The 15,716-nt window shown below is 68.9% G+C and carries 16 protein-coding genes; 11 read left to right on the top strand and 5 right to left on the bottom strand.

The window, feature by feature from the left end:
* The first annotated feature begins 246 nt into the window (after positions 1 to 246).
* From QH276_RS33915 to QH276_RS33880, 8 genes are all read left to right on the top strand, one after another.
* Positions 247 to 708 carry an SRPBCC family protein gene (locus QH276_RS33915; protein ID WP_280407022.1) on the top strand — a complete coding sequence of 154 codons (462 nt, stop codon included), beginning with the start codon at positions 247 to 249 and terminating at the stop codon, positions 706 to 708.
* Positions 709 to 956: 248 nt separating this feature from the next.
* On the top strand, positions 957 to 2,168 hold the full coding sequence (locus QH276_RS33910) for a cytochrome P450 (RefSeq protein ID WP_280398324.1): 1,212 nt from the start codon (positions 957 to 959) through the stop codon (positions 2,166 to 2,168).
* Between the two features lie 205 nt (positions 2,169 to 2,373).
* Positions 2,374 to 3,939: a long-chain-fatty-acid--CoA ligase gene (locus QH276_RS33905; RefSeq protein WP_280398325.1), complete on the top strand. Its 1,566-nt coding sequence runs from the start codon at positions 2,374 to 2,376 to the stop codon at positions 3,937 to 3,939.
* A 228-nt stretch (positions 3,940 to 4,167) separates the two neighbouring features.
* The gene (locus QH276_RS33900) at positions 4,168 to 4,812 is read left to right on the top strand and encodes an ABC transporter permease (RefSeq protein WP_280398349.1); all 645 of its coding nucleotides are present in this window, start codon (positions 4,168 to 4,170) and stop codon (positions 4,810 to 4,812) included.
* 61 nt (positions 4,813 to 4,873) lie between these two features.
* Positions 4,874 to 6,313, top strand: a complete 1,440-nt coding sequence (locus tag QH276_RS33895) for an ATP-binding cassette domain-containing protein (protein ID WP_280398326.1) — start codon at positions 4,874 to 4,876, stop codon at positions 6,311 to 6,313.
* A complete protein-coding gene (locus QH276_RS33890; protein WP_280398327.1) occupies positions 6,310 to 7,047 on the top strand; it encodes an ABC transporter permease in 738 nt (245 codons plus the stop codon). Before QH276_RS33895 ends, QH276_RS33890 begins: the two co-directional genes overlap by 4 nt.
* Positions 7,044 to 8,021: a glycine betaine ABC transporter substrate-binding protein gene (locus QH276_RS33885; protein WP_280398328.1), complete on the top strand. Its 978-nt coding sequence runs from the start codon at positions 7,044 to 7,046 to the stop codon at positions 8,019 to 8,021. Before QH276_RS33890 ends, QH276_RS33885 begins: the two co-directional genes overlap by 4 nt.
* A 99-nt stretch (positions 8,022 to 8,120) precedes the next feature.
* Positions 8,121 to 9,869: a DUF3556 domain-containing protein gene (locus QH276_RS33880; RefSeq protein ID WP_280398329.1), complete on the top strand. Its 1,749-nt coding sequence runs from the start codon at positions 8,121 to 8,123 to the stop codon at positions 9,867 to 9,869.
* A gap of 3 nt (positions 9,870 to 9,872) precedes the next feature.
* On the opposite strand, the gene QH276_RS33875 is transcribed toward QH276_RS33880, so the two are convergent.
* Entirely contained in the window at positions 9,873 to 11,042 is a 1,170-nt protein-coding gene (locus QH276_RS33875; RefSeq protein ID WP_280398330.1) for a pyridoxal phosphate-dependent aminotransferase, read from the bottom strand.
* Between the two features lie 134 nt (positions 11,043 to 11,176).
* On the opposite strand from QH276_RS33875, the gene QH276_RS33870 reads away from it, so the two are divergent.
* Positions 11,177 to 12,925, top strand: a complete 1,749-nt coding sequence (locus QH276_RS33870; RefSeq protein ID WP_280398331.1) for a penicillin-binding transpeptidase domain-containing protein — start codon at positions 11,177 to 11,179, stop codon at positions 12,923 to 12,925.
* Between the two features lie 107 nt (positions 12,926 to 13,032).
* Here the strand turns inward: QH276_RS33870 and QH276_RS33865 are convergent, their stop codons facing one another.
* Complete coding sequence (locus QH276_RS33865; protein ID WP_280398332.1) at positions 13,033 to 13,551, bottom strand: CinA family protein; 519 nt, start codon at positions 13,549 to 13,551, stop codon at positions 13,033 to 13,035.
* 186 nt (positions 13,552 to 13,737) lie between these two features.
* Here QH276_RS33865 and QH276_RS33860 point away from each other — a divergent pair, with 186 nt between their 5' ends.
* Positions 13,738 to 14,244 carry a flavin reductase family protein gene (locus QH276_RS33860; protein ID WP_280398333.1) on the top strand — a complete coding sequence of 169 codons (507 nt, stop codon included), beginning with the start codon at positions 13,738 to 13,740 and terminating at the stop codon, positions 14,242 to 14,244.
* Positions 14,245 to 14,266: 22 nt separating this feature from the next.
* On the opposite strand, the gene QH276_RS33855 is transcribed toward QH276_RS33860, so the two are convergent.
* From QH276_RS33855 to QH276_RS33845, 3 genes are all read right to left on the bottom strand, one after another.
* On the bottom strand, positions 14,267 to 14,680 hold the full coding sequence (locus tag QH276_RS33855) for a hypothetical protein (RefSeq protein WP_280398334.1): 414 nt from the start codon (positions 14,678 to 14,680) through the stop codon (positions 14,267 to 14,269).
* A 70-nt stretch (positions 14,681 to 14,750) separates the two neighbouring features.
* Positions 14,751 to 15,074, bottom strand: a complete 324-nt coding sequence (locus QH276_RS35650; RefSeq protein ID WP_432278599.1) for a cold-shock protein — start codon at positions 15,072 to 15,074, stop codon at positions 14,751 to 14,753.
* On the bottom strand, positions 15,071 to 15,220 hold the full coding sequence (locus tag QH276_RS33845; protein ID WP_280398335.1) for a hypothetical protein: 150 nt from the start codon (positions 15,218 to 15,220) through the stop codon (positions 15,071 to 15,073). Before QH276_RS33845 ends, QH276_RS35650 begins: the two co-directional genes overlap by 4 nt.
* A gap of 195 nt (positions 15,221 to 15,415) precedes the next feature.
* Between QH276_RS33845 and QH276_RS33840 the strand changes: the two genes are divergently transcribed.
* Positions 15,416 to 15,589, top strand: coding sequence for a CsbD family protein (locus QH276_RS33840; RefSeq protein ID WP_280398336.1), 174 nt, complete (start codon positions 15,416 to 15,418; stop codon positions 15,587 to 15,589).
* Positions 15,590 to 15,716 lie beyond the last annotated feature (127 nt).

Genomic DNA, 15,716 nt, shown 5'->3' with positions numbered 1-15,716 from the left:
ACCGCTCGAGCAGCGACGATTCCGGTTCCTCGGTACGGCGACCGGAACGGTCGCGCGGACAGCCGTCTTGAAACGGAAGTATTTCTGTCCGGAGCCGCTTTCTTCCGAAGAGTCGTTGTCTGCGCCGGCTGTTTGTCCGGCGGTCGCCCGGGTAGGCCGTGCGTGTACCGAAACCGCATTCCGGGGCGTCGCCGGCCGAACCCGATGCCGGGACGTCACCGGGCGCGAGAGCAAGTGAGGTAGTGAATGAGCACTGTCACCGCTTCGACCGAGGTCGAGGTACCGATTCGCACCGCCTACGACCAGTGGACGCAGTTCGAATCGTTTCCGCAGTTCATGGAGGGCGTCGAACGGGTCGACCAGCTCGACGACACCCATACCCATTGGAAGGTCTCGATCGGCCCGTCGGTCCGCGAGTTCGACGCGACGATCACCGAGCAGCACCCCGAGGAACGGATCGCCTGGCGCTCCGACGTCGGTCCCAAGCACGCCGGGGTCGTGACCTTCCACCGGATCGACGATTCGACCACCCGGGTCATCACGCAGATGGATATCGACCCGGAGGGATTCGTCGAGCAGGCCGCGGACAAGCTGAAGATCCTGGATCACCGGGTCAAGGGTGATCTCGAGCGCTTCAAGGAGTTCATCGAATCCCGCGGCCACGAGACGGGGGCTTGGCGCGGGGATTTACCCCGCCCCGGCAACTGAGAGGGTGTGTCGCCGGGGGGGCGGGCGGGGCTCATCCCCGCCCGCTTCACACCGCGCGGCGGCGGCCCCCGCCCCCCCCCCGGCCCGCCGCCCGGCGCCCCGCTGCTCTGTGTTTCCCGCATTCGGCCACCGGGCGGGCCCATGATTGATAATGTCGTTACCGGCATTTGAAAGTGGGATTCTTCCGGTGTCGCTTCCGGTCCTGGAAACCCGGCGCCGGCCCGTGCAGCGACCGAAGGAGTTCGCCTGTGCGCCGTGCAGATCAGGTCTATTGGGACCCCTTCGACCGCGATATCGCCCGCGATCCCTACCCGGTCTACCGGAGGTTGCGGGAGGAAGCGCCGCTCTACTACAACGAAAAGCACGATTTCTACGTCCTGAGCCGCTACGACGATGTCGACCGCGCGCTCCTGGACTGGCAGACCTTCTCCTCGGCGCGCGGGCCGATCCTGGAGATCATCAAGGCGGGTATCGAGATCCCGCCCGGCACTCTGCTGATGGAGGACCCGCCCGCGCACGATATCCACCGGGCGCTGCTCGCGCGGGTGTTCACACCGCGGCGGGTGCTCTCGCTGGAACCGCGGATCCGCGAGATGTGCACGCGGTCGCTCGACCGCCTGGCCGGCGCCGGGAGCTTCGATCTCATGACCGCGTTCGCCAACGAGGTGCCGATGCGGGTGATCGGGATGCTGCTCGGGATCCCCGAATCGGATCAACAGGGGGTTCGTGACCGCGCGGACGCGAACCTGCGCACCGAGCCGGGACAGCAGATGCAGGTATCGGATCAGGCGATTCCGCACGCCGAATCCTTCGCCCAATACATCGACTGGCGTGCCGAGCACCCCTCCGACGACCTGATGACGGAATTGCTGAACGCCCAATTCGAGGACACCGAAGGTGTGACACGAACGCTCACCCGACAGGAGATCCTGACCTACATCTCGGTGGTGGCAGGTGCCGGTAACGAAACCACCGCGCGGTTGCTCGGCTGGCTGGGCACCCTGCTGGCCCGTTACCCCGAGCAGCGCGCCGAGCTGGTCGACGACGCCCGGCTGATCCCGAACGCGATCGAGGAGACCCTGCGGTTCGAACCCACCGGTCACGCCATCGCCCGTTACGTGACCACGGATATCGAACTGCACGGCAGCACCGTGCCGGCCGGGAGCGCCATGATGCTGCTGGTGGCCTCCGCCAATCGCGACCCCGGCCGCTGGGACGATCCGGACACTTTCGATATCCACCGCCGGATCAGCAATCTGCGGACCTTCGGCTTCGGCACGCACTACTGCCTGGGCGCCGCGCTGGCCCGGCTCGAGGCGCGGGTCGCGCTGGAGGAGTTCCTGAAACGCTTCCCCGTCTGGGAAGTCGACTGGACGGCGCTGGAACTCTCCTCCACCTCCACGATGCGCGGCTGGGAAACCGTCCCGATCACCGTCGACCACGCCGTGCTGCACGCCTGAGCCGGGTACGCCGCCCCGACCGAATTCCGGGGCCGTATCGCCACGGCTGCTGCGCCGCAGCCGGTTCCGTGCCCGCGGTGCCCCGGTAGTAGTCGAGAATGCCGAATTCGCTACGAACGGAGAGCCGGCGGGCGTAGGCTTCGGATTCGATCGACCGAATCTGGAGTGCGATATGGCCGGTGCTGCGGAAATGATGTCCCGAGGAATGAGCGCAGGCGATCAGCTCGCCCGCCACGCCCGTAAGATCCCGGAGACACCGGCCGTGCGATTCGGCGGAATATCACGTAACTACCGCACATTGGACGAGCGCGTCTCCCGGTTGGCGAACGCATTACGCGAGCGCGGTGTCGGCGCGGGCGACCGGGTCGCCGTATTGGGCCTGAACTCGATGGAGATCATCGAGGCGTTCCTGGCGCCCATGCGGATCGGTGCGCTCTGCGTACCGATCAACTTTCGGCTGACCGCTGCCGAGATCGCGTATCTGCTGGCGGATTCCGGTGCGGTCGCGGCGGTGGTGGACGCCCGGTTCGCGGGCGTGCTGGCCGATGCGCGCGCACAAGCTCCGGGACTGCGGTCCTGTCTGGTGATCGGCACCGGACCGGGCGGCAACGGGGAGCACGGCGACGACTACGACACGGCGCTGGCCGCCGCCGATCCGGTATGTCCCGCGCTCGCCCTCGACGAGAATTCGGCGGCGTACATCATGTACACCTCCGGCACGACCGGCCGCCCCAAAGGTGCGGTGCTCACGCATACCAACCTGCTGCTGCACGCGTTCAGTGTGAGCCTGCACCAGGGCAGTTCCGGTGATGTCGACCCGGTGGCGCTCAACGGCGCACCGCTGTTCCATATCGCCGGATTGTCGAGTTATCTGATGTGCCTGCTGCCCGGCGGTACCTTCGTGATCACGGCGTCCGGCGGGTTCGATCCCCGCGCCTCGGTGGAACTGCTGGCGCGGGAACGGGTGTCCAGTTGTTTCTTCGTTCCGGCGCAGTGGCAGGCGATCTGTGCGCTGCCCGATATCGGGGACTACGATCTGTCCGCGCTGCGGCAGATCTCCTGGGGCGCGGCGCCGGCCTCGACGACCCTGCTGCGCACCATGATCGAGACGTTCCCGCAGGCCTCGGTGTCGACGGCGTTCGGGCAGACCGAATGCAGCCCGGTCACCTGCACCCTGCGCGGCGAGGACGCGATCCGCAAGATCGGTTCGGTGGGTACGCCGATCCTGAATGTGGAGGCGCGCATCGTCGACGACGAGATGAACGATGTGGCGCCCGGTGAAGTCGGGGAGATCGTCTACCGGGGCCCCACGGTGATGAAGGAGTACTGGAACAAACCGGCCGAAACGGAAGCGGCCTTCGCCGGGGGCTGGTTCCACTCCGGTGATCTGGTGCGGCAGGACGAAGACGGCTACATCTACGTCGTCGATCGCAAGAAAGACATGATCATCTCCGGCGGGGAGAACATCTACTGTGCCGAGGTGGAGAACGTGCTCGCCGCGCATCCCGGGATCGCCGATGTCGCGCTGATCGGCGTGCCGCATCCCACCTGGGGCGAGGCGCCGCTCGCGGTGATCGTACCGGCGGACCCGGCGGCGCCGCCGACCGCGGAGGGCGTGGAGGCGTTCGCCCGGACCCAGCTGGCCGGATACAAATGCCCCAAGGAGATCGCGGTGGTCGCCGAGCTGCCGCGCAATCCCAGCGGGAAAGTACTGAAAACCGAACTCCGCAAAACCTATGCGCACGGTGAATCGGTGATCCCCGGAGCGTGAGGGCGGCACTTGTGATCACTGTGATCGCAATGGCGACCGCGCCGCCGCGTCCGTCGTTCCCGGCCTGGTCGCGGGTCGGCACAGTCTCCGTCCGACCGTCTGCCGAGGTCGCCACCCGCGTGCCGTACCCGGCCGGAGCCGCTGGTGTCGACTATTCTTGGCGGCTCGCGCATCCGTGACCTCGCGCGGACCGGTACCGGCCGGTCCACGGTCGACGATGGGAATCCCGTGAACATATGGAGTTACGTCCAGGGACGAGGGGAGACTCTGGCGTTCCTCACCTACCAGCATGCGTCGCTGGCGTTCCAGACCGTCCTGGCCGGCAGTATCGCCGCCGTCCTGATCGCTGTGGCGGTCTACCGGCTGCCGTTGCTGTCGGCGCTGTCATTGACCTCGAGCCGGGTCGCGCTGACGATTCCGTCGCTGGCCCTGCTGGCGCTGCTGCTGGTGCCCTTCGGTCTCGGGGTCGTCCCGTCGTTCCTGATGCTGGCCTTCTTCGCGGCCCTGCCGGTGATCGGTAACGCGATCGTGGGCCTGCGTTCGGTGCCGGCGTCGGTGATCGAATCGGCGCGGGGAATCGGTTTTTCGCGCGGGCGGATCCTGCTCACCGTCGAACTGCCGATTGCCTGGCCGGTGATCCTCACCGGTATCCGGGTGTCCACCCAGATGATCGTCGGTGTCGCCGCCATCGTCGCCTATGTCCTCGGGCCGGGGCTGGGGTCGCTGATATTCAACGGCCTCTCCCGGCTCGGCGGTGCGAACGCGCTCGAGATGGCACTGACCGGCACCGTTCTCATCGTGATCATCGCGCTGGTCTTCGACGCGCTGCTGGTCCTGCTCGGCCGCCTCACCATCGCACGAGGATTGTCATGACGCACCACCACCCGCATGCCGGCCTCCGCCGACCGCACGAACTCGCTCCCGAGGAGGCGTTGTGACCGAGGCTGTGACCGGGCGGACCGCCCCGGCGACGACGGATCGGGCGGTGACCGGTGCGTCGATCACCCTGGACGCGGTCGTCAAGCGCTACAAGGGGCAGGAGACCCCGGCGGTGGCCCGGCTCGACCTGGAAATCGCCGCGGGTGAGATCGTCGCGTTCGTCGGGCCGTCGGGGTGCGGGAAGACGACCACGCTGAAAATGATCAACCGGCTGATCGAACCCACCGAGGGCCGGATCCTCATCGGTGACCGCGATGTCACCCGGGAGGATCCGGACAAGCTGCGGCAGTCCATCGGCTACGTCATCCAATCCGGTGGACTCTTCCCGCACTGGACCGTCGCCAAGAACGTCGGCGCGATCCCGCGGGTCCTGGGCTGGGACAAGAAACGGATCGCCGAACGCACCGAATACCTGCTCGATCTGGTCGGTCTCGATCCGGCGGAATTCGCGGGCCGGCTGCCGAAGGATATGTCCGGCGGTCAGCAGCAGCGGGTCGGGGTGGCGCGGGCGCTGGCGGCCGATCCGCCGGTACTGCTGATGGACGAACCGTTCGGCGCGGTCGACCCGATCACCCGGGCCCGGCTGCAGGACAGCCTGCTGGCCATCCAGCACGAACTCGGGAAGACCATCGTGGTCGTCACCCACGATTTCGAGGAGGCGACCAAACTCGGTGACCGGGTGCTGATCCTGTCCGAGGGCGGGCATATCGAGCAGTACGCCACCCCGGAGGAGATCCTCACCGATCCGGCGACCCCGTTTGTGGAGGAATTCGTCGGCTCCGGCGCGAAGCTCGCGTATCTGACCGTGTCGCGGGTGCGCGATATCGCCTGCGACGAGGTGGTCACGGCCCGGGTCGGGGAGCCCGCCCCGGCGGTGATCGAACGCGCGCGGGCCGCCGGGCACACCTGGGTGGTCGTCGTCGACGGTGCCGGACGGCCGCGGTCGTGGCCGACGCTCGCCGAACTCGCGACCAAACCCGAAGTCTCCGATTTCCTCGACCGCCGGCTGCCGGTGGTGGCCCGGTCCTCGACCCTCAACGACGCGCTGGACGCCATGCTCGCGACCAGCCAGGGTGCCGCCCTCGTCACCGACGGCCGCGGCGCGGTGGTGGGCTCGCTGAGTATCGGGTCGGTGACCGAGGTGATCCGCGACAAACTCGCCGACGTGCGCGAGGAGGAAACCGAGGTCTCTTACACCACGTATGTCGACGGGACGGATCCGGCGCCGACCCCGGTGGTCGCCGCCGCCGACGAACCATCCGTCGCGTCCGGTGCGGAGTCTCCCGCCGGGAAAGCGGGACCCGGCGCGCAGCCCGCGGCGAGTAGTGCACCGTCCGCGGCGACCCGGGCGCCCGGGGGTGCGGCGACTGCGCCGAACCCGGCCGATTCCGCCGGAACCGGTGGCGGCGACAACGATTCGGCCGGGACGTCATGAACCGGATTCGCCGTGTGCCGCTGGATGTCTGGTTCGAACCGCTCATCATTCTCGTCATCGGTATCGGGTACGTCCTGTGGTACCGGTCGACAACCTTCACCCCGACCGAGCAGGCATCGCTGAGCTGGGCGAATCTGCAGACCACCCTCCTCGAGCACATCAAGCTCACCGTGACGGCGACGGTGATCGTGGTGGTGATCGCGATCCCGCTGGGTATCGCCCTCACCCGGCCCGCACTGCGGCGATTCGAGCCGGCGGCCGTCAATATCGCCAATATCGGCCAGGCCGCGCCCGCGGTGGGCCTGCTCGTCCTGTTCACCTTCTGGCTGGGCACCGGGTTCCGCACGGCGATCGTGGGCCTGGTCGTGTACGCGGTGCTACCGATCCTGCAGAACACCATCGTGGGGTTGCGGCAGGTGGACCAGCGCACGATCGAGGCGTCGCGGGGGATCGGTTTCTCGGGCGCTCGCACGCTGTTCCAGGTGGAACTGCCGCTGGCCGTACCGGTCATCCTCAACGGGGTACGCACCGCACTGGTGATCCTGGTCGGCACGGCGACCCTCAGTACGTTCATCGGCGCCACCAGCCTCGGGACTCTTATCACCACCGGAGTCACCCTGTTCCTGCCGAAACTGCTCGTCTCCGGCGCGATCCTGGTCGCGCTGCTGGCCTTGATCATCGACTGGCTGGGCCGGCTCGTCGAACTGGCCGCGACCCCGCGAGGAATCTCATGACAGCGCCCCGGATCCGGCCGGCGGTCCTGGCCGGCGTGCTCGCGCTGGTGCTGGCCGGTTGCGGGCTGGTGAGTTCGTCCGGGACCTTCCACGACGCGACCCTGCCGGACGGTGCCCGCCCGCTGGACGGCGCGCGCATCACCGTCACCTCCAAGAGCTTCACCGAGGGGGTGTTGCTGGGCAAGATCACCGCGACCTATCTGGCCGCGGCGGGTGCGGAGGTCAGCGATCTCACCGGCGCGCCGGGATCGGCGTCGTCGCGGCAGGCGCAACTCAACGGCGACGCCGATGTGCTCTGGGAGTACACCGGCACCGGCTGGGTGACCTACCACAATCGCACCGAGACCATCGCCGATCCGCAGGAGTTGTGGCAGCGCGTCCACGATATCGAGAAGAGCGAATACGACCTGGAGTGGTTGCCCCCGGCCAACTTCAACGACACCTACGCGTTCGGAGCGTCCACGCCGACCGCGGAACGACTGGGCGTGCGCTCCCTGTCCGAGGTGGCCGCGCTGCCGATCGCCGAGCGGACCTTCTGCGTCGACGACGAATTCTTCAGCCGCTCCGACGGTTTCCTGCCCATGCTGCAGAAGTACGCGATCCCGTACAACGATCCGAACGGCGTACCCGCGGCCAATGTGACCCGGATGGACTCCGGTGTGGTCTACACGGCGACGGCCCAGGGCGCTCCCTGCAATTTCGGGATGATCTACACGACCGACGGCCGGGTGAAGAACCTGAACCTGGTGGTCCTCGAGGACGACAAGAAATTCTTCCTGCCCTACAGCGGCACCGCGGTGGTCCGCGGCGAGATCGCCGAACGCTATCCGCCGCTGCGCGCATTGATCGGGACGATCTCCGAACGTCTCACCGACGACCTGATGCAGGAGCTGAACGGCCGCGTCGATATCGACGGCGAGGATCCCGCCGATGTCGCCTACGACTGGCTGAAGGGCGAGGGGCTCGTCGAGTAGACCCGGAGGTGGAATTCGACCGAAAGGGAGCACACCGCTGCCCGCCCGTAGTACCTTTTTCAATCACGTGATTGAACGAGAAGGATCGGGCGGCGCGCAGTGGGTACAACGGATCGGTTGTTCGGCATCCTCCGGCCGGAGCTTCCGGTGGTGGATTTGGACGAATGGAGCCGCGGCAGCAGGGCGGAGAAGATCCGGCCGATGGCCCGGCACTGGGCCGAGGTCGGCTTCGGGACGCCGCCGGCGTTGCATCTGTTCTACGTGGTGAAGATCGCGCTCTACATCCTGGGCGGCATGCTGTTCGCGCTGACCACCGCGGGGATCGACGGGTTCACGGCGGTGGGGTCGTGGTGGTCGGAGCCGATCGTGTTCCAGAAGGTCGTGCTGTTCACCATGCTGTTCGAAGTGGTCGGCCTGGGCTGCGGTTTCGGGCCGTTGAACAACCGCTTCTTCCCGCCGATGGGGTCGATCCTGTACTGGCTGCGGCCCGGCACGATCCGGCTGCCGCCGTGGCCGGGCCGGATACCACTGACCCGCGGTACCGCCCGCACACCGTTCGACGCGGTGCTGTACGCGGCCCTGCTGATCATGCTGCTGGTCGCGCTGCTGTCCGACGGCACCGGGCCGGTGGCCGGGATCGATACACAGGTCGGGCTGCTACCGATGTGGGAGATCGCCGCGGTCCTCGGCCTGCTCGCGATTCTCGGCCTGCGCGACAAAACCATTTTCCTGGCGGCGCGCGGTGAGGTGTACGGCGCGCTCGCGGTGACCTTCCTGTTCGGCGGCGCGGATACGATCGTCGCCGCCAAGGTCGTCTTCGTCGTCATCTGGGTGGGCGCGGCGGTGTCGAAGCTGAACAAGCATTTCCCGTTCGTGGTGTCCACCATGATGTCCAACAGCCCGGTGGTTCGCCCCCGGGCGCTCAAACGCCTGTTCTTCGAGCGGTTCCCCGACGATCTGCGGCCCGGCCGCCTGTCCCGGTGGTTCGCGCACGGCGGTACCGCCGTCGAGATGTTCGCCGGAATCGTGCTGCTGTTCAGCCACGGCGGGATCCCCACGGCGATCGCCGCCACCGCGCTGATCTGCTTCCATCTGGTGATCCTCACCTCGATCCCGATGGGTGTGCCGCTCGAGTGGAACGTTTTCATGATCTTCGGTGTGCTGACGCTGTTCGTCGCGCACGCCGATATCGGTCTCGGTGATGTGGGTGATCCGCTGCCGGTGGTACTGCTGTTCCTGGTGCTCGCGGGCACGGTCACCCTCGGGAACCTGTTCCCGCGCAAGGTGTCCTTCCTGCCCGGGATGCGGTACTACGCCGGAAACTGGGACACCGGCCTGTGGTGTATCAAGCCGTCGGCCGACGCCAAGATCCGCGCCGGGATCACCGCGGTGGCTGCCATGCCCGCCGCCCAGCTCGAGCGCTACTACGGCAGCCGGGAAGCGGCGCAGATCCCGCTGTTCCTGGGATACGCCTTCCGCGCGTTCAACACCCACGGCAAAGCGCTGTTCACCCTGGCGCACCGGGCGATGGCCGGCCAGAACGAGGCCGACTACATGCTCACCGACGGTGAACGCATCTGTTCCACCGCGCTCGGCTGGAATTTCGGTGACGGCCACCTGCACAACGAGCAATTGATCGCCGCCCTGCAACAACGGTGCGGTTTCGAACCCGGCGAGGTGCGGGTGGTGCTGCTGGACGCCCAGCCGATCCACCGGCAGCGGCAGACCTACCGCCTGGTGGACGCCGCGACCGGGGAATTCGAACGCGGGTACGTGCGGGTCGCGGATATGGTCGTCCGGCAGCCCTGGGACGACGACGTCCCCGTGCACCCCGAAGGCCGGGAGTGAGCGCTAACCCGAGCCGGCGAGCCGGCGGACCGCTTCGTCGAGCGTCTCGGGTCGTTTGCAGAACGCGAACCGGACGAGCGGGCGCCACGGTGCGGGGTCGTCGGTGAAAACACTCACCGGTACGGCGGCCACGCCGACCCGTCCGGGCAGGTCGCGGCAGAACGCCACACCGTCGGCCAGGCCGAGCGGGCGGATATCGGCGCACACGAAATAGCTTCCGGCACTGGGGTACACCCGGAAGCCGGCCGCGGCGAGCGCCGCGGACAGGTGCCGCCGTTGCCCCGCCAGCGCCTCGCGCTGCCGCGCCACCCAGCCGAGTTCCTCGGTGAGCGCATGGGCGACCGCGGGCTGGAACGGGCCGCCGCCGACGAAGGTGAGGAACTGTTTGGCGGCCAGCACGCCGTCGATCAGGGCGGCCGGTCCGCACACCCAGCCGATCTTCCAGCCGGTGACACCGAAGGTTTTCGCGGCGCTCGAGACCACCAGCGTCCGTTCGGCCATCCCGGGCAGGGTCGCGATACTGATGTGCTCGGCGCCGTCGTAGACGAGATGCTCGTACACCTCATCGGTCAGCACCAGCAGATCGTGTTCGCAGGCGACTTCGGCGATCGCGGCCAGATCCGCGCGGCCCAGGACCGTTCCGGTGGGATTGTGCGGGGAATTCAGGATCAGCATCCGGGTGGCGGGGGTGATCGCCGCCCGCAGGCTGTCGTGATCGAGGACGAAACCCGCGCCCGCGGCGGTGAGCCGCGCGGTGCGCCGGTGCGCTCCCGCCAGCGCCACCGCGGCCGGGTAGGAGTCGTAGAAGGGTTCGATCAGCACCACCTCCGCACCCGGTTCCACGAGTCCCAGCACGGCGGCGCTGATCGCCTCGGTGGCGCCGACGGTTACCAGAACCTCGGTGGCGGGGTCGTACCGGGTGCCGTAGCGGCGAGCGCGATCGGCCGCGATCGCCTGCCGCAACACCGGCATACCGCGTCCCGGCGGATACTGGTTGCCGCCCTCGGCGATGGCCGCGCGGGCCACCTCGAGCATGGCCGCGGGGCCGTCGGTGTCCGGGAAACCCTGCCCGAGATTGATCGCCCCGTGCCGTACGGCGAGTTCGGTCATCTCGGCGAAAACGGTCGCGGCGAACGGCCGCAACCGGGTGACGGTCGGCGGTGGGGCAGGCATGCACCGAGAGTAGACGCCGCCCGCGCGCGGATCGGAGGTACCGGGCCGGCCGGTGGCGCCGGTCCGCGGCGGGCTCGCACCACGCCGGGTGCGGGGCAGCGCGCGGCACGGCGGGGTCGATACAGTCGCGGGTGATGCGTATCGACCGGAAAGTCCTCGTCCTGCTGACGATCCTCGGTCTGGCCCTGGCCGGCTGTTCCTCCGGGCCGCCCGAGCCCGAGACCACGGCCGGCGATTTCGCCGCGGCACTCAACCGCGACGACGTCGCCGCCGCGGCCGCGCTCACCGATGACCCCGCCCGCGCGCAGGAGAGTATCGGTGCGCTCTACGACGGGCTCGGCAAGGAGGTCACCTACACCGTCGCCGGTGTCGAGGACGACACCTTCACCCTCGAGGCCACCTGGAAACTGGGCGCGCAGGGCACCGCGGAATGGAAATACACGACCACCGGCACCGCCGTGGAGACCGATGCGGGCCACCGCGTCCGGTGGGACCCCGTGACTCTCGCGCCGGGCCTGGACCGGGGCGAGCTGTCCTACACCCCGGTGTATCCGGACCCCGCGCGGGTCCTCGACGCCGCCGGCGGGGAACTGATGTCCGAACAGGTGGTCACGCTGGTCCAGCTCGCGCCCGGTGCCGATACCACGGCGGTGGCGAGTCTGCTCGCCCCGCTGGCACCGGGAATCACCGCGGCCTCGCTGGACGCCGACCTCGCCGCCGCGCAGGGCGGTCCGGTCACCGCGATCAGTCTGCGCGAAACCGATATCGCGCCGATTCGTGAGGCGCTCACCGCCACCCGGGGTGTCACTCTGGCTCCGCAGAAACGGCTGCTGACCACCGATCGCGCCCTGTCGGCGCAGACCCTGTCCGGCCTGGCCGAATTGTGGCAGGAGCAGGCCGACGCGGCGGCGGGCTGGACGGTGCAGGCCCGGACAGCCGACGGCACGACCCGGATCGCCGGCCGGGACCCCGGGCAGACCACCGATATCCGCACCACTATCGATACAGGTCTGCAGCGTGCCGCGGAAACCGCACTCGACCCGATCGGCACCCCGGCGGCAATCGTCGCCCTGCGCCCGTCCACCGGGGCGATCGTGGCCGCCGGCCAGAACGCGGCCGCCGACGCCGCGGGCCCGCTCGCGTTCACCGGCCTGTACCCCCCGGGTTCGACGTTCAAGACGGTGACGACGGCCGCGGTCCTCGACAACGGCCTGGCCACCCCCGATACCGTGCTGCCCTGCCCCGGCGTCGCCGATATCGAGGGCCGGCGTATCCCCAACGACGACAATTTCGATCTGGGCCCGGTGCCCTTGCACACCGCCTTCGCCCACTCCTGCAACACCACCATGGCCGGGCTCGCCGTCCGGCTGCCGCCGGAGGCGCTCACCACCACCGCCGAACGTCTCGGACTCGGCGTCGACTACGTGACGCCCGGGGTCACCACGGTGACGGGCAGTGTGCCGGTAGCGCAGACGCCCGCGCAACGCGTGGAGTCGAGTATCGGGCAGGGCCGGGTGACGGCGTCACCGTTCGGGATGGCGCTGGTGGCGGCGTCGATCGCGCACGGCACGACGCCGGCGCCGATGATGGTCGACGGCGAACCGGGCGAACCCGACCGGAGTCCGCAACCGCTGCCCGCCGCGGTGACCGATCAGCTGAAAACCATGATGCGGGAAACGGTCACCGCCGGAACCGCCACCCAACTGGCCGATATCGACGGCCTGCTCGGGAAGACCGGGACCGCCGAATACGGTGACAACACCCATGCCCACGGCTGGTTCGTCGGGATCCGCGGCGATCTCGCCTTCGCGGTTTTCGTCGCCGACGCCGGTAGTTCGGCGCCGGCTGTCGAGGCGGCGGGCCGCATGCTGCGCGGTTCCTGAACGACGGCGCGGCCGGGCCGGGTGGCGGATCCACACATCGGCGCGGGCCGCGAACTGCCCGGCGGGAAGTGGCGCCGAGCGGGGCCGCCCCTGCGGCGGGCGCGCGCTCAGGTATCGAGTCGTCGTGCCCTGTTCAGCAGGAGGCCGACCGCGTGGACCACCACCTGATCCAGGATTTCGGCGGGTTCACCGGCGAAGTGCCGATGGTCGGTCTCCACCACTCCGCCGGCCGAAACGGCGAACCATACGGAACCGGGTTCGTGCCCGTCCTGCGGATCGGGACCGCCCGCTCCGGTGACGCCGACAGCCAGCGTGGCCTCCAGCAGCGTCCGGACGCCTTCGGCCATCGCCGCCGCCGCCGGCTCGCAGACCACCGGGCCCTCGGGGACGCCCAGCACATGATGTTTGACCGTGCGGCTGTAGGCCACCACCGCACCGCGGAACCATTCCCCGGAATTGCCTGCCGCGCCCAGTGCCGCCGCGAGCTGACCGGAGGTGAGTGATTCGGCCACCGCCACCCGCAGTCCGGTACGGCCGGCGATCTCGGCCAGTTCCTCGGCCTGCTCGTGCGCGCTGCCGAGGACAGCAGGCACGAGCAGCCCCTCGGAATCAGATCCGGAAGGCATGGGATTCCTCCGGCCGGCTCCGCCGCGCCACCTTCGGCATTCGGTCGCAGAACATGCCCGCCATAGTAACCGGGCTCGTGACCACCAAGGCTTCGCCCGGCCGCCCGGCGCGGCCGTCCTGGCGGCTGGATCCGGCGCGCGGGCCGCATCGCCCGGCGCCCCGCGGCCGCCGGCTATACACAGCACATGCCGGAGAACTCCGGGCACCGCGAGGGTGCCTTCGACGCCTTGGTGGCCGCCGCCGACGCACCGATCTATCTGGTGACCGTCGCGGCCGGTGCGCAGCGGGCCGGATGCCTGGTGGGGTTCGCCTCCCAGGTCGCGATCGAGCCCGCGCGGTTCCTGGTCTGCCTGTCCAAAGCCAATTACACCTACCGGCTGGCCCAGCACGCGGAGTTCGTCGCGGTGCATCTCGCCGGCGCCGGCGATACGCCGCTCGCCGCGCTCTTCGGTGGTGAAACCGGCGACGAGATAGACAAGTTCGTGCACTGCGCGTGGCGAACCGGACCGCACGGCGTGCCCGTCCTGGACGCCGCGCCGGCCTGGTTCTGCGGCCGCGTTCTCGCCCGGCACGATTTCGGTGACCACATGGGGCTGGTGCTGGCGCCGGAGGAGGGTGAGATCGTACGGTCCGATACCGCGGCGCTGCGCTACCACCACGTCGCGGACCTGGAACCGGGCCATCCCGCCTGAATCATCCAGATACCGCGGAAGTTCAGCGGAACGACCGCGAGGCGCCGGATTCGGCGAGCGCCGCGCACACCGCCCGCTGGGGATCGTCGCCGGCCAGCACGGTGGCCCCGCGCAACAGCAGGACCTCTTCACCGCTCTCGGTGGACGAACCGCGCCCCGTCAGGCCCGCCGCGCGCCAGGCCGACTGGATATCGATGGCGAGCCGGAGCACCGTGCCATCAGGTTCGCGCCGCGGGTTCCAGGCGAGTTTGCTCTTCAACTCGATGTCGTACTGTTCGGCCAGCAGGGTGACGAGCGGGTACGCGCCGACATACGCGTACGGTTCGTCCACCCGGCCGGCGAAGACGGCCACCAGCAGGGTGGCCGCCACCTCGATCCGGTCGCTCGCGATGAGCCGGTCGAGTTCGGCCGGGCGTTTGTTCGTGGCACGCGCCATGGGCTCACCGTATCGGTGCCGCGTGGTTCCCGCGCGGTGAAGCGGCAGGGCGGTGCGGGGACACCGGGCGCTATGCCGACATCGGCAGCTCCGGTTCCGGATCGGTGTGGACGGTGCCCGGCGGGTCGCAGGTGCGGACGGTGACCGCTTCCGGGCCGCCCGCCCGCTCGGCGCTGGTGAACACGACCCGCTGGTCCGGGAACAGCGTGCGGTAACCGGTGGCGTCGATACTGCGGTATTCGACGAAAACCGGGGCGATATCGTCGTCGGGCTGCAGATACCCGAACCCCTTGCGGGCGTCGAACCAGATCACCTTTCCCGTCCGCCACGACGTCGAGTTACGTGTCCGGGTGGTACCGGTTCCGCCGCTGCGCGGACGCGCGGGCGTGCTCACCGCGACCCCGCATTCCGCTCGTCGTGCATGATCCGGTGCCACCACTCGTCGAGCGGGCTCGGTTCGGGCCACACCACGGGGTTCACCTCGGGTAGCGCATCGCCACGGTCTCGGGTGGATGCTGCGGGCAATTCCGAAACTGTCATGACCAAGTACTTCTCCAAGAGATAACCTATGCCAGATGACGCAGATTTTCTTATAGCACTCGCTGGCATCGAGTGCAAGCTCGGATGGCGCGGCCCCTTCCCGCGCGGGCCTGTTTAGGTGACCGTGTGGTGGTTACCCGGACCTGGACCGGCCGGATAGGGCAGGCCGGTCGTCCCGACGAGAGGAGTCCGGCTGTGAGCGGAACCGACAAGCTCAGCAACAAGGCCGAGGACCTCGCCGGTCAGGCCAAGGAGAAGTACGGCGAGGCCACCGGTGACGAGGACAAGAAGACCGAAGGCAAGGCCGATCAGGTCAAATCCAACCTGAAGGACGCCGGCGAGAAGGTGAAGGACGCCTTCCGCGATTGATCGACGGGCCGGTGCCCGGGGGGGGTGGGGCCCCCGGGGCCGGGCCCGCGGGGGAAAGCGGGGCCCCGGGGTGCCCCGGCAGGCCCGGGGGGGCCCCCGCCGGGCCCGCGGGGCGGGGGGGGGGGGG

Origin of the sequence: Nocardia carnea (assembly GCF_029869215.1) — a bacterium.
Lineage (GTDB): Bacteria > Actinomycetota > Actinomycetes > Mycobacteriales > Mycobacteriaceae > Nocardia > Nocardia carnea_B.
This window is presented reverse-complemented; position numbering and strand designations above follow the sequence as displayed.

Coding starts and splice junctions, on each gene's coding strand:
- QH276_RS33845 (WP_280398335.1), bottom strand. CDS start 15,220: ATGACAGTTTCGGAATTGCCCGCAGCATCCACCCGAGACCGTGGCGAT.
- QH276_RS33875 (WP_280398330.1), bottom strand. CDS start 11,042: ATGCCTGCCCCACCGCCGACCGTCACCCGGTTGCGGCCGTTCGCCGCG.
- QH276_RS33915 (WP_280407022.1), top strand. CDS start 247: ATGAGCACTGTCACCGCTTCGACCGAGGTCGAGGTACCGATTCGCACC.
- QH276_RS33905 (WP_280398325.1), top strand. CDS start 2,374: ATGAGCGCAGGCGATCAGCTCGCCCGCCACGCCCGTAAGATCCCGGAG.
- QH276_RS33865 (WP_280398332.1), bottom strand. CDS start 13,551: ATGCCTTCCGGATCTGATTCCGAGGGGCTGCTCGTGCCTGCTGTCCTC.
- QH276_RS33885 (WP_280398328.1), top strand. CDS start 7,044: ATGACAGCGCCCCGGATCCGGCCGGCGGTCCTGGCCGGCGTGCTCGCG.
- QH276_RS33890 (WP_280398327.1), top strand. CDS start 6,310: ATGAACCGGATTCGCCGTGTGCCGCTGGATGTCTGGTTCGAACCGCTC.
- QH276_RS33855 (WP_280398334.1), bottom strand. CDS start 14,680: ATGGCGCGTGCCACGAACAAACGCCCGGCCGAACTCGACCGGCTCATC.
- QH276_RS33870 (WP_280398331.1), top strand. CDS start 11,177: ATGCGTATCGACCGGAAAGTCCTCGTCCTGCTGACGATCCTCGGTCTG.
- QH276_RS33860 (WP_280398333.1), top strand. CDS start 13,738: ATGCCGGAGAACTCCGGGCACCGCGAGGGTGCCTTCGACGCCTTGGTG.